Genomic DNA, 13,048 nt, shown 5'->3' with positions numbered 1-13,048 from the left:
GAACCGAGCCATGGAAAACTTCAAGATCGAAGTCGACGCCGACGGCATCGCGCTCGTCACCTTCGACGTGCCGGGCCGCTCGATGAACACCATCACCTCCAAGGTGATGGAGGAGATCCCGCTGCTGGTCGAGCGGATCAAGACCGACGCGGCCATCAAGGGCGCGGTGATCACCTCGGGCAAGGCGACCGGCTTCTGCGCCGGCGCCGACCTCGGCGACCTGGGCGGGGCCCAGTCGGCCGCGCCGGCTTCGGAAGAAGCGGCGCTCAAGGCCGGCTTCGACCGCTCCTGGCGCCTGCAGGGTTCGCTGCGCGCGCTGGAGACCTGCGGCAAGCCGGTGGCCGCGGCCATCAACGGCCTGGCGCTCGGCGGCGGCCTGGAGATCACGCTCGCCTGCCACTACCGCGTGGTCGGCGACAATCCGAAGATCCAGCTCGGCCTGCCGGAGACCAAGGTCGGCCTGTTCCCGGGCGCCGGCGGCACCCAGCGCCTGCCGCGCCTGATCGGCGTGCAGGCCGCGCTGATGCAGATCAGCGAAGGCAAGTCCTGGCGTCCGCAGGAGGCCAAGGGCGCCGGCGTGGTCCACGAGGTGGTCCCGGCCGGCCAGGAAGTCGAAGCCGCCAAAGCTTGGGTGAAGACCGGCAAGGCCGTGCAGCCGTGGGACGAGAAGAGCTTCAAGCTCCCCGGCGGCGGCCCCTACCACCCGGCCGGCATCCAGGTGTTCATCATGGGCAACGCCCTGCTGCGTAAGCAGAGCTACGGCAACTACCCGGCCCTGACCAACATGCTGAAGGCCGTCTACGAAGGCGTGCAGGTGCCGATGGACGCGGCCCTGCGCATCGAGACGCGCTACTTCGTCAAGACGCTGATGACGCCCCAGGCCAAGGCGATGATCCGCTCGCTGTTCCTGTCCAAGCAGGAGCTCGACAAGGGCGCCGTGCGTCCGGCCGGCGTGCCGAAGTCGGAAGCCAAGAAGGTCACCGTGCTGGGCGCCGGCATGATGGGCGCGGGCATCGCCTACGTGCAGGCCATGGCCGGCATCGAGACCGTGCTGATCGACACCACCCAGGAAGCCGCCGACAAGGGCAAGGACTACGCCAAGGGCCTGATCGCCAAGCGCGTCTCGCGCGGTCAGATGACCCAGGAGAAGGCTGACGCCACCCTGGCCCTGATCACGCCGACCACCGACTACGCCCACGTCAAGGGCTCGGACCTGGTGATCGAAGCGGTGTTCGAGAACCGCGACATCAAGGCCGAGGTGACCAAGAAGGCCGAGGCCCAGCTGGCCGAGGACGCGGTGTTCGGCTCCAACACCTCGACCCTGCCGATCAGCGGCCTGGCCGAGGCTTCCGTTCGCCCGGAGAACTTCATCGGCATCCACTTCTTCTCGCCCGTCGACAAGATGATGTTGGTCGAGATCATCATGGGCGAGAAGACCGGCGAGGTCGCCCTGGCCAAGGCCATCGACTACGTCACCAAAATCAAGAAGACCCCGATCGTGGTGAACGACAGCCGCGGCTTCTACACCTCGCGCTGCTTCTCGACGTACCTGACCGAAGGCATGGCCATGCTGAAGGAAGGCTACGCCCCGGCCATGATCGACAACGTCGGGCGCATGACCGGCATGCCGCGCGGCCCGCTGGAGATGCACGACGACGTCGCCCTGGACCTGTCCTACAAGATCGGCCAGCAGACCGCGAAGGACCTGGGCGACAAGTACGTGCCGAACCCGGGCGAGGACATCGTCGCCAAGATGGTGTCGGAGCTGGGCCGCTACGGCCGCAAGAACAAGAAGGGCTTCTACGACTATCCGGAAAGCGGGCCGAAGAGCCTGTGGGCCGGCCTGTCGGAGCTCGCGCCGGTGACGGTGTCGGAATCGACCCCGGAGCTGGTCGAGGAGATGAAGACCCGCCTGCTCTATCGCCAGGCTGTGGAAGCGGCGCGCTGCTGGGAAGAGGGCGTGATCGACGACCCGCGCGAGGCGGACGTCGGCGCCATCCTGGGCTGGGGCTTCGCGCCCTGGTCGGGCGGCCCCATCACCCTGATCGACCAGGTCGGCGCGGCGAAGTTCGTCGAGACCTGCGACCGCCTCGCCAGCCAGTACGGCGAGCGCTTCAAGGTCCCGCAGCTGCTGCGTGACATGGCGGCGAACGGCGAGAGCTTCTACGGCCGCTTCAGCGCCAAGGCGAAGGCGGCGTAAGCTCGAGCGAGAGCGAGTGAGTACGGAAGGCGGCGTGAGGCTCTCACGCCGCCTTCTTCGTTTCCGGAAGGGCGATGCAGCAGCGGCGAATCCAGACCGACGGCCTGACGCAGCAGATCCTGGAGGCTGGCGAGGGCCCGCTGGTGATCTTCTGCCACGGCTTTCCCGAGCTCGGCTCCTCGTGGCGGCGGCAGCTGCCGGCCCTGGCCGCGGCCGGTTTCCACGCAGTCGCGCCCGACATGCGCGGCTACGGCGGGACCGATCGGCCGCAGGCGGTGGAGGCCTACACCATCCTGAACCTGGTCGGCGACATGGTCGACCTGGTCCGCGCGCTCGGCCACCAGCAGGCGGTGATCGTCGGCCACGACTGGGGCGCGCCGGTGGCCTGGCACGCCGCCCTGCTGCGCCCCGACGTGTTCCGCGCCGTGGCCGCCCTGTCGGTGCCGTTCCAGCCGCGCCGGCCGGGTCGCCCGCCGATCGAGACCTACAAGGCGATCGCCGCGCGCAAGAAGCTGGGCGACTTCTATATGCTGCAGTTCCAGGAACCCGGCGCCGAGGCCGCCTTCGAGGCCGACGTGGCGGGCGGCCTGACCCGGGCCTTCTACGCCTACGACGGGGCTACGCCGGACGAGCGCCGCTCGACCGGCTTCACCCCTGAGGGCGTGGCCTTCCTCGACAGCGTGACGGACGCGGTCCGGCCGCCGTGGATGGACGCCGAGGAGCTGGCGACCTACGTCGCCGCCTTCGAGGCGTCGGGCTTCGGCGGGCCGTTCAACTGGTACCGCAACCTCGACCGCAACTGGTCGCTCATGGCCTTCGCCCAGGACCGCACCATCGACGTGCCGGCCCTGTTCGCGGTCGGCCAGAAGGATCCGGTGCGCAACTACGCCGGTCACGCCGAGGCGGAACTGAAACGCTGGGTCCCGGACCTGCGCGTGCAGGCGGTGATCCCCGGCGCCGGGCACTGGCTGCAGCAGGAGCGGCCCGAGGAGGTCAACCGGCTGCTGATCGAGCTCCTAAAGGGGCTCTGACGAGAAACCTTCGCCGGCCGGCCGTCGTTTCCGGCCGATGAGCGACGCCGCAAAACCCGACCGGCGCGGCCTGGACCCGGCCTTCGTGCGCCGGGTGCTGTTCGTGTTCGGCGTCGCCATCGCCCTGCTGGTGGCCTGGCGGCTGCTGCACGTCCTGCTGCTGCTGTTCGGCGCGAGCCTGGTGGCTGTGCTGCTGCACGCGATCGCCGACCCGATTGAGGAGCGCACGCCGCTCACGCGCAAATGGTCCCTGACCGTGGCCGTGCTCGCCGTGGTCGCCGTGATCGGCGCCGCCGGCTGGCTGTTCGGCCGCGAGGTCGGAGCTCAGGTCTCGATCCTGAGCGCCCGTCTGCCGGCGGCCTGGGCCGAGGTGCGCGCCCGCGCCGACGAAATTCCGCTCGGCCGTCAGATGGTCGAGCGCCTCGATCATTGGGCGGGCCAGACGGCCGAACCCGCAGCTCCGCCCGAAGGCGAAGCCGAACCGGGGCCGCCGACGGACACCGGGGCCCTGCGCCTGCCCGACGTGGGCGGCGGCGTGGTCAGCGGCGTCACCAACGCGGTGGGCTCGGCCGTGGGCGCGGTGGTTGACCTGATCGTGGTGCTGGCGGCGGGGCTCTACCTGGCCGCCGCACCCGGCCACTACCGGCGCGGCGCGCTGTTCCTGGTGCCCCGCAGCCATCGCGAGCGGGCCGGCGAGGTGTTCGACATCACCGCCCAGGGCCTGAAGCGCTGGCTGATCGGCACCCTGTTCTGCATGGCCGTGGTCGGCGTGCTGACTGCGGTGGGCGCCTGGGCGATCGGCCTGCCCTCGCCGCTGGCGCTGGGGCTGATCGCAGGCCTCCTGGAGTTCGTCCCGCTGATCGGTCCGACCCTGTCGGTGGTGCCCGGCGTGCTGCTCGCGCTCAATCTGGGAATGGAGACTGTGCTGTGGACGCTGGCCGTCTACATCGGCGTGCAGCAGCTGGAGAGCAATCTGATCGTGCCCATAGTGCAGCGGCGCATGGTCGCCCTGCCGCCGGTCATCACCCTGTTCGCGGTGATCGCCTTCGCCGTCCTGTTGGGGCCGATCGGGGTGGTGCTCGCCACCCCGCTGGCGGCGACCATCTTCGTGGCGGTCAAGGCGCTCTACCCGCCCGAGGACTGACGCCTCAGACGGGGTGCGGGTGGTATTCGCGCTCCCGGCGGGCCTGTCCGCGATCGTCCAGGGCCTTCACCTCGGCGTCGTAACCGATCCCGGCCGCCTCGCGCGCCAGCCGGTCCGCGGCTTCCAGCGCCGCCTCGCGGGTGGCGAACTCGCCGGCGTGGAAGCCTCGGTGGACGATGGACCAGACGTCGCCGTTTCGGACGATCAGATACTCGAGCTTGGACGCCATAACTCCTGCTCCCGACTCCCGGTGCGAACGGGCGGCAGGATGACCGGTTCCGGCGTCAGGCTTCGCGAGGGATCGCCGGCCTGCGGCGTAAAGGCGGCGTAAGCGTCAGCTCTTGGCCGGCACGTGGACGATCATCTGGATCTCGACCAGGCCGGTGTCGGCCAGCAGGCCGGTCGTGCCGACCGCGGTCCAGGCCGGGTGCGGCGCGGGCATGAACTCGTCCTTCACGGCCGAGAACGCCGCGAACTGCGCGTCACGCCCGCCCTCGAACCAGGGGCTGTCCCAGACGTGGAAGCTGTTGATCATGACCACGTCGGCGAAGCTCGCGCCCGAGGCCTTGAGGGTGCGGTCGATGCGGCGGAAGGCGCTGCGCAGCTGGGTCTTGTAGGTCTCCGCGTCGGCCTTCTTGCCGGCAGGCACGGCGGCGATGACGCCGGAGATGTAGAGGGTGTCGCCGACCCGGCGGGCGGCCGCGAACTTGTAGGTGTCGTAGGCGTGCTGGTCCCCCTGCGACGGCAGGATGACCTCGCCGCCCGAGGCCGGAATGTGCACGGGCTGGCTAGGACCGGTCTCCCGGTACGGCGCCGTCGGAGCGGTCTGCGCCGCGGCTTCGCCCACGCTGATGATCGCCACCGCCGCTGCAAAGGCGCTTCCCAGGATTCGTCCGTTCATGTCGCTCGCTCCCGCCCGGGCGCTCGCCCGTCCGCGGGATGATAGCGGCGCCGTATCGGCGGCCTAGGCGCTTCGTCGCACGCTGGTCGACGTCCGTCGCACCGCGCTCACATGAGGTTCACGGCCGAGCCGCCGGGACGGGCCTCGTGCTCGGCGAACAGGTGCGCCTGGCCTTCGTGGCGGCCCTTGGCGAACTCCTCGATCATCTTCGCGCAGAAGGCCGGCAGGTCGGACGGCTGGCGGCTGGTGACCAGGCCCTCGTCGACCACCACCTCGCGGTCGACCACCTCGGCCCCGGCGTTGACCAGGTCGCGCCGGATGGTCCGGTAGCTGGTCAGGGTGCGCCCCTCGGCCACCCCGGCGTCGATCAGGATCCAGGGCGCGTGGCAGATGGCGGCGACCGGCTTGCCGGCGCGGAAGAACTCGCGGACGAAGGCCTGCACCTTAGGCTCCACGCGCAGCCGGTCGGGATTGTGCGCCCCGCCCGGCAGCATCAACGCGTCGAAGGTCTCCGACATGGCCTCCTCGAGCACGAGGTCGACCGGGACCTTCTGGCCGCGGTCGAAGTGCTTGAAGCCCTGGATCTCTCCCGGTTTGAGCGAGACGACCCGGACCGTCGCGCCGGCCGCCTCCAGCGCCTCGCGCGGCTGGGTCAGCTCCACCTCCTCAAAGCCGTCGGTGGCGAGGATGGCGACGGTTTTTCCGTCGAGGCGACGCTCGGCCATGGCGTTTCCTCCGTACGCGCGAGAACGGGTCGCCCGGCCAACCCGTCCCACGCACGCGGGTTCCGGCGGGGGCTTGGATCGGGACCCGCGCGCCGCCATTTGTGATGCATGCGGCGGCTCCTTCTCGTCCTGGCCGCGAGCCTGATCGGCGCGCCGGCCCTGGCCCAGCCCAATCCCCGCGACGCGGCCCTGCGGGCCGGCGCGGACTTCGCCCAGTATCGCGCCCAGGCCGAACAGCAGGCCGCCTACGCCGCCCAGCATCAGGCGGAGACGACGCTGGCGCTGCGCAAGCTCCAGCAGGAACGCGTCAGCCCGCCGGGGGTGAACCCCGACGCCGACGCCGCCCTCGTCCAGGATCGGCAGGTCGTGCAGGACGCCGGCCAGCGCGCCGACGCCGCGCGGTTGCGCCAGCAGGAAACCGCGGCCAAGATCCGCGAGATCGACGCCTGGCTGAACACGCCCCAGCGCTGACGGAGCCGCGCCGACACCCGTGCGTTTCGCGTGAACGTCAGGAGGTCGTGGATGCGTTGGCAGGGCGGACGTCGTTCCGGAAATGTCGAGGATCGCCGGGGCATGGGCCCGGTCGCCGTCGCCGGCGGCGGGATCGGCGCGCTGGTGCTGGCCCTGATCGGCTATTTCGTGTTCGGCGATCCGAACGCGCTTTCAGGGCTGGAGCAGGCCGCTCCGACCGAGCAGCAGGAAGGCGTCGTCGGCTCGCCGCAGGACGAGCAGGCCGCCTTCATGGACACCATCCTGGGCTCCACCGAGGACGTCTGGTCGGCCGAGTTCGCCCGCATCGGCAAGCACTACGATCCGACCCGCCTGGTCCTCTACGAGGAAGGCACGACCACCGCCTGCGGCGTCGGCCAGTCCGCCATGGGGCCGTTCTACTGCCCCCGCGACCGCAAGGTTTACCTGGACCTCGCCTTCTTCCGCGAGCTGGACCAGCGGTTCGGCGCGCCCGGCGACTTCGCCCAGGCCTACGTGCTGGCCCACGAGGTCGGCCACCACGTGCAGAACCAGCTCGGCATCAGCGACGAGGTCGCCCGCGCCCAGCGGGCGGCCGGCTCGGAGGCTCAGGCCAACCAGTATTCCGTCGCCCTGGAACTGCAGGCCGACTGCTACGCCGGGATCTGGGCCGCCAGGTCCCAGCAGGCCCACAACTGGCTGGAGTCGGGCGACGTCGAGGAAGGGCTCGCCGCGGCTTCCGCCGTGGGCGACGACACCCTGCAGAAGCGCTCGCGCGGCTACGTCGTGCCCGACAGCTTCACCCACGGCACGTCGGACGAGCGCATGCGCTGGTTCATGACCGGGTTCAAATCGGGCGACCCGAACGCCTGCGACACCTTCCGCTGACTTGGTCCGACGGAATCGCGTTCATCGCGCGTTCAATTACATAAGCGTACGATTTCAAGATCTTGGGGGACGCATGGCAGGAGCTCTTCCATGCGCAAGATGCTCACGACGGCGGTGGCGGCCCTGACCCTGGCGTCAGGCGCGGCCGCCCCGATGGCGGCCCAGGCGAACAGTCGTCACCACGGGTACTACGGCGGTCACGGCTACCCCGGCTACTACGGCGGACGCGGCTACCACGGCGGCGGCCACTATGGGCGCGGCTATTACGGCGGCGGTCGCTATTACGGTCGCCCCTACGCCGTCGCGCCCTACTACGGGGGCCGCTACTACGGCGGGGTCCCCTACTACGGCGGGGGCTATTACGGCGGCGGCTACGGCGCGCCCTACTACGGCTCGTATTACGGCTACGATCACCACGACAACAACGACGAGGTGGCGGCGGCCATCCTCGGCGGGGTGCTCGGCTTCGCGTTGGGGGCCGCGACCGCGCCCCAGTACAACTACGGCTACAACAACGGCTACAACAACGGCTACGCCCAGCAGCCGTACTGCCAGCCGCTCTACGACAACCAGACCGGCCAGTACCTGGGCTGCCGATGACCCGCGCGCCGGCCGCCGCCGGCGCCGCCTGCTGAACCGCCGGGCGGTCGATGGAGTTGTGTCCTGGGGGACGCATGGCCGGAGCCTGTCCATGCGCGCGTTCCTCCTCGCCGCCGCCGTCCTGACCGCCGTCCTCACCTCGGCCTCAGCCGCCCCTCCGGCCTACGCCGCAGCCGGCGACCCCGCCTCGGCAGGGCCGGTGAACGGCCGCGGTCACCACCACGGCGCCCGCCACGGACGCGGTCACGGCGGCGCGCGCGTCTACGGCTACCAGGCGCCGTACTACGGCTACGGCTACTCGCCGTACTCCTATGCGCCCATCCCCTACGACTGGACCCGAGCCTACGGCGTCACCCCGTCGTACGCGCCCGCCTGGTCGAGCGGCTACGTCTCTCCGTCGTACGCGCCCAGCGACTGGTCCCGGGGCTATGTGAGCCCGTCCGTCCCACTCGGGGTGATTCCGCTCGACGACGATCCGCCCCCGGCGGAGGTCGCGCCGGGGGCGGTCTGCACGCCGCGCCTGGACGTCCCCACCGGCATCTACATCGACTGCCCCTGAGGCGATCTCCGCCGGCGTCGGGCTTATTCCCCGAGGACTCGCGCGACGGGCGAGGCACCTTCTTTGCCTAGCTCCGTTATTCGCCTGATAATCGCGGTGATTCCGGGGACCCCATGCGGAAATTCACCACCGCGCTGCTGATCGGCGCCTACGTCTCGCTCTCCCTCACCGCCGCGGTGTCGCTGTGGCGCGCCGGCGTGGGTTGGCCGGCCGGCGTCGCCGTGCTGGCCGGCGCGCTCGGCCTCGCCTTCGCCCTGCACAGCTGGATCGCGGGCGCCCTGGCGCGCCAGGAGCTCGAGAACGAGATCGAGGCGGTCCGCGACGCCCACCGCCTGCTGGCCGACGCGCTGGAGAGCACCCAGGGCATGCTCGAGCAGGTGGCCGAGAAGGTCGAGCGCGGCGATCTGGGCGGCGCCCAGGCCCTGACCTCGGAAGTGCGCGTGCTGGAGGACCTGGTCCATCGCATGAGCGAGGACATGGAGACCAAGCTGTCGGGCATCCGCGAGGTCGGCCGCGACACCGGCTCCGATCCGCGCCTGGCCCGCCACGCGCGCCAGTCTTCCGCCGTGCTGGAGACCGTGCGCGAAGCGCTGGCCGACAACCGCGTCGACCTCTACCTGCAGCCGATCGTCAGCCTGCCCCAGCGCAAGACCGTCTTCTACGAGAGCTATTCGCGCCTGCGCGACGCCTCGGGCCTGGTCATGCCGCCCTCGCAGTGGTTGCCGGTGGCCGAGCCGGAAGGCCTGATCGGGGCGATCGACAACCTGCTGCTGTTCCGCTGCGTGCAGATCGTGCGGCGCCTCGCCAAGCAGGACCGCAAGGTCGCGGTGTTCTGCAACGTGTCGATGACCTCGCTGTCCGACGACACCTTCTTCCCGCAGTTCCTCGAGTTCCTGAACGACCATCGCGACCTGTCCGGCGCGCTGATCTTCGAGGTCGGCCAGGCGGCGTTCGACGCGCGCGGCGCGGCCGAGGCCCGCAACATGGCCAAGCTGGCCGAGCTCGGCTTCCGCTTCTCGATCGACAAGGTGCAGACGCTCGACATCGACTTCCGCGACCTGCAGCGCGCCGACGTGAAGTTCCTGAAGATCGGGGCCGACGTCCTGCTGGAGGAACTGCTCGAGGTCGACGGCCAGCCGGCCCTGTCGTCGATGAAGGACATCCACGCCGCCGACTTCGCCGCCCTGACCCGCCGCTACGGCATCGAGATCGTGGCCGAGAAGATCGAGAACGAGCGCCAGGTGCCCGACGTGCTCGACCTCGACATCGCCTACGGCCAGGGCCACCTGTTCGGCGAGCCGCGCGCCATCAAGGAGCAGGTCCTGGCCGAGACCGACCCGCCGGTCGCCCTGCTGCGCCCGCCGGCCCGCGCGCGTCGGGCGCGGGGGTGAGGGCGCAAAATCTCCCCCCGAGCGGAGCGTTGGGGGGAGCAGGCGGCTGAAAGCCGCCGTGGGGGGCTCCAGCGGAGCGCGACGGCTCCGTCGCGCCTAGACGAGCCCCCTCCACCGCCTTCGGCGGTCCCCCTCCCCCACCGCTTCGCTCGGGGGAGGATCTATGTCGCGCTTCCCCCCGCCTCCAAACCACGCTAGCCGGGCGGTCATGATCGCGACCACCGTCCTCCCCCGCTTCGCCGACATCGCCGACCGCTACGACGTCCTGTTCTGCGACGTGTGGGGCGTGCTGCATAACGGCCGCAACAACTACCCCGCCGCCTGCGAGGCGCTGGTGCGCTTCCGCCAGGAGCGCGGCCCGGTGGTGCTGATCTCCAACTCGCCGCGCCCCTCGAGCGACGTGGTCGCCCAGCTGCGCGCGCTGGGCGTGCCGGACGAGGCCTGGTCGCGCTTCGTCACCTCGGGCGACGCCACCCGCGTGGAGCTGTCCAAGCGTTCGCCCGGCCCGGCCTGGGCCGTGGGCCCCGCCCGCGACGCCCCGCTCTACGAGGGCACCGGCGTGGGCTACGCCGAGACGCCGTACGAGGCGAGCTTCGTCTCCTGCACCGGTCCGTTCGACGACGACAAGGACCAGCCGGAGGACTACCGCGAGCGCTTCGAGGTGTGCGTCGAGCGCGGCCTGACCATGGTCTGCGCCAACCCCGACAAGGTCGTGCACCGCGGCGCCAAGCTGATCTGGTGCGCCGGCGCGCTGGCCGACCTCTACGCCGAGCTGGGCGGCCAGGTGGTTATGGCCGGCAAGCCGTTCGCGCCGATCTACGACGCGGTCATGGCCGAGGCCGCCGACCTGATGGGCGGCGCGCCGGATCCGTCGCGCGTGCTCTGCGTCGGCGACGGCATCCCCACCGACGTGCTGGGCGCCAACAAGGCGGGCCTGGACGTGCTGTTCGTGGTCGGCACCGGCATCCACGGGGCCGAGGCGACCGGCCCGGACGGCGAGCTGGACCACGGCCTGATCGAGCAGATGCTGGCCAAGGCCGGCGCAGAGGCCAAGTACGCCATCCGCGACCTGGTGTGGTGAGCCGCTGGCGCTTGACGCGCGAGCGCTTGAGCGTAGGTTCGCGCCGTTCTCCGGGGGGTCGCGCCTGAGCGGCTGAGAGGTGGGTGAGCCCACGACCCGTCGAACCTGATCCGGGTCATGCCGGCGAAGGGAGGGAACGGTCGTGGCGTCTTCCGCGGTTCCGGCTCTGGCCGGCGCAGGCGGGAGAGCAGACCTCATCCTGATGCCGGCGGCTCTTAGTGCGAGAGGCCGCCAAATGAACGTCCACACCCCCGCCACGCCGTCGGTGACGGCCGAGCCGCGTCCCGGCTCGAAGAAGGTCTACGCCCCGGGCGTGCTGCATCCGGAGCTGCGCGTGCCGTTCCGCGAGGTGGAGCTGCACCCGAGCGCCAAGGAAGCGCCGGTGACGCTGTATGACCCGTCCGGCCCCTACACCGATCCTTCGGTCAGTATCGACATCGCCGCCGGCCTGGCCCGCACGCGCGAGGCCTGGATCACCGGCCGTGGCGACGTGGAGGCCATCACCGGCCGTGAGGTCCTGCCGGTCGACAACGGCAACGTCTCGGCCGAGCGCGCCGCGCCGATCTTCCCCAACCTGCCGAAGGTGCTGCGCGCCAAGGCCGGCGTCGCGGTGACCCAACTGGAATACGCCCGGCGGGGGATCATCACCCCCGAGATGGAATACGTCGCCATCCGGGAGAACATGCGCCGCGAGCAGGCCGCCGCGGTGATCCGCGACGGCGAGGACTTCGGCGCCGCCATCCCCGACTACGTCACGCCCGAGTTCGTGCGCGACGAGGTGGCCCGCGGCCGCGCGGTGATCCCGGCCAACATCAACCACCCGGAACTGGAGCCGATGGCGATCGGCCGCAACTTCCTGGTCAAGATCAACGCCAACATCGGCAACTCGGCCGTCACCTCCTCGATGGCGGAAGAGGTCGAGAAGATGGTCTGGGCGATCCGCTGGGGCGCGGACACGGTCATGGACCTGTCGACGGGCCGCAACATCCACACCATCCGCGAATGGATCGTGCGCAACAGCCCGGTGCCGATCGGGACCGTGCCGATCTACCAGGCGCTGGAAAAGGTCGGCGGCGTGGCCGAGGACCTGACCTGGGAGGTCTATCGCGACACCCTGATCGAGCAGGCCGAGCAGGGCGTGGACTACTTCACCGTCCACGCCGGCGTGCGTCTGCCCTACATCCATCTGACGGCGAACCGGGTCACCGGCATCGTCAGCCGCGGCGGCTCGATCATGGCCAAGTGGTGCCTGGCCCACCACAAGGAGAGCTTCCTCTACGAGAAGTTCGACGAGATCTGCGAGATCATGCGCGCCTACGACGTGTCGTTCTCGCTGGGCGACGGCCTGCGTCCGGGCTCGATCGCCGACGCCAACGACCGCGCCCAGTTCGCCGAGCTGGAGACCCTGGGCGAGCTGACCCACCGCGCCTGGGACAAGGGCGTGCAGGTGATGATCGAGGGACCCGGCCACGTGCCGATGCACAAGATCAAGGAGAACATGGACAAGCAGCTCGCCGTCTGCGGCGAGGCCCCGTTCTACACCTTGGGCCCGCTCACCACCGACGTGGCGCCCGGCTACGACCACATCACCTCGGCCATCGGCGCGGCGATGATCGGTTGGTTCGGCACCGCCATGCTCTGCTACGTCACGCCCAAGGAGCACCTGGGCCTGCCTGACCGCCAGGACGTGAAGGACGGAGTGATCGCCTACAAGATCGCCGCCCACGCCGCCGACCTGGCCAAGGGCCATCCGTCGGCCCGCGCCTGGGACGACGCCCTGTCGCGCGCGCGCTTCGAGTTCCGCTGGGAGGACCAGTTCAACCTGGGCCTAGATCCGGAAACGGCGCGCGAATACCACGACGAGACCCTGCCCAAGGACGCGCACAAGACCGCGCACTTCTGCTCCATGTGCGGCCCGAAGTTCTGCTCGATGAAGATCACCCAGGAGGTGCGCGACTACGCCAAGACGAAAGCCGAGGCGGAAGCGGGCATGGCCGAGATGAGCGAGAAGTTCAAAGCCGAGGGCGGCGAGATCTACGTCCCGGCTGAGTGACGAGGCG

The 13,048-nt window shown here is 70.3% G+C and carries 13 protein-coding genes and 1 riboswitch; of the genes, 10 read left to right on the top strand and 3 right to left on the bottom strand.

Annotated features, from left to right (window positions below; all coding sequences use genetic code 11):
- The first annotated feature begins 10 nt into the window (after positions 1–10).
- The 3 genes from H8B08_RS01650 (at position 11) to H8B08_RS01640 (ending at position 4,375) form a co-directional block, all read left to right on the top strand.
- Positions 11–2,200, top strand: coding sequence for a 3-hydroxyacyl-CoA dehydrogenase NAD-binding domain-containing protein (locus H8B08_RS01650; protein ID WP_187448472.1), 2,190 nt, complete (start codon positions 11–13; stop codon positions 2,198–2,200).
- 74 nt (positions 2,201–2,274) lie between these two features.
- On the top strand, positions 2,275–3,231 hold the full coding sequence (locus H8B08_RS01645; RefSeq protein WP_187448471.1) for an alpha/beta fold hydrolase: 957 nt from the start codon (positions 2,275–2,277) through the stop codon (positions 3,229–3,231).
- 37 nt (positions 3,232–3,268) lie between these two features.
- Positions 3,269–4,375: an AI-2E family transporter gene (locus H8B08_RS01640; RefSeq protein WP_187448470.1), complete on the top strand. Its 1,107-nt coding sequence runs from the start codon at positions 3,269–3,271 to the stop codon at positions 4,373–4,375.
- 4 nt (positions 4,376–4,379) lie between these two features.
- On the opposite strand, the gene H8B08_RS01635 is transcribed toward H8B08_RS01640, so the two are convergent.
- The 3 genes from H8B08_RS01635 to H8B08_RS01625 form a co-directional block, all read right to left on the bottom strand.
- Positions 4,380–4,604, bottom strand: a complete 225-nt coding sequence (locus H8B08_RS01635) for a hypothetical protein (protein ID WP_187448469.1) — start codon at positions 4,602–4,604, stop codon at positions 4,380–4,382.
- Positions 4,605–4,709: 105 nt separating this feature from the next.
- Positions 4,710–5,276, bottom strand: coding sequence for a RidA family protein (locus H8B08_RS01630; RefSeq protein WP_187448468.1), 567 nt, complete (start codon positions 5,274–5,276; stop codon positions 4,710–4,712).
- A 107-nt stretch (positions 5,277–5,383) separates the two neighbouring features.
- Positions 5,384–6,001 (bottom strand): type 1 glutamine amidotransferase domain-containing protein, encoded by a 618-nt coding sequence (locus H8B08_RS01625; RefSeq protein WP_187448467.1) that lies wholly within the window; start codon positions 5,999–6,001, stop codon positions 5,384–5,386.
- A gap of 108 nt (positions 6,002–6,109) precedes the next feature.
- Here H8B08_RS01625 and H8B08_RS01620 point away from each other — a divergent pair, with 108 nt between their 5' ends.
- The 7 genes from H8B08_RS01620 to thiC all read left to right on the top strand — a co-directional run bounded on the left by H8B08_RS01620 (position 6,110) and on the right by thiC (position 13,041).
- Positions 6,110–6,472 carry a hypothetical protein gene (locus tag H8B08_RS01620; protein ID WP_187448466.1) on the top strand — a complete coding sequence of 121 codons (363 nt, stop codon included), beginning with the start codon at positions 6,110–6,112 and terminating at the stop codon, positions 6,470–6,472.
- A gap of 51 nt (positions 6,473–6,523) precedes the next feature.
- Positions 6,524–7,357 carry a neutral zinc metallopeptidase gene (locus tag H8B08_RS01615; protein ID WP_187448465.1) on the top strand — a complete coding sequence of 278 codons (834 nt, stop codon included), beginning with the start codon at positions 6,524–6,526 and terminating at the stop codon, positions 7,355–7,357.
- A gap of 90 nt (positions 7,358–7,447) precedes the next feature.
- Positions 7,448–7,957, top strand: a complete 510-nt coding sequence (locus tag H8B08_RS01610) for a hypothetical protein (protein ID WP_187448464.1) — start codon at positions 7,448–7,450, stop codon at positions 7,955–7,957.
- Between the two features lie 91 nt (positions 7,958–8,048).
- Positions 8,049–8,516, top strand: a complete 468-nt coding sequence (locus H8B08_RS01605) for a hypothetical protein (RefSeq protein ID WP_187448463.1) — start codon at positions 8,049–8,051, stop codon at positions 8,514–8,516.
- A 113-nt stretch (positions 8,517–8,629) separates the two neighbouring features.
- Positions 8,630–9,907 (top strand): EAL domain-containing protein, encoded by a 1,278-nt coding sequence (locus H8B08_RS01600; protein WP_187448462.1) that lies wholly within the window; start codon positions 8,630–8,632, stop codon positions 9,905–9,907.
- 208 nt (positions 9,908–10,115) lie between these two features.
- Entirely contained in the window at positions 10,116–10,988 is an 873-nt protein-coding gene (locus H8B08_RS01595) for a TIGR01459 family HAD-type hydrolase (RefSeq protein WP_187448461.1), read from the top strand.
- 41 nt (positions 10,989–11,029) lie between these two features.
- A riboswitch (TPP riboswitch) is annotated at positions 11,030–11,137 on the top strand.
- Positions 11,138–11,223: 86 nt separating this feature from the next.
- Positions 11,224–13,041 (top strand): phosphomethylpyrimidine synthase ThiC, encoded by a 1,818-nt coding sequence (thiC, locus tag H8B08_RS01590; protein WP_187448460.1) that lies wholly within the window; start codon positions 11,224–11,226, stop codon positions 13,039–13,041.
- Positions 13,042–13,048: the final 7 nt, after the last annotated feature.

Source organism: Caulobacter sp. 17J80-11, assembly GCF_014349105.1.
Lineage (GTDB): Bacteria > Pseudomonadota > Alphaproteobacteria > Caulobacterales > Caulobacteraceae > 17J80-11.
Note: the sequence above shows the minus strand (reverse complement) of the source record. Positions and strands in the feature narration are given on the sequence as shown.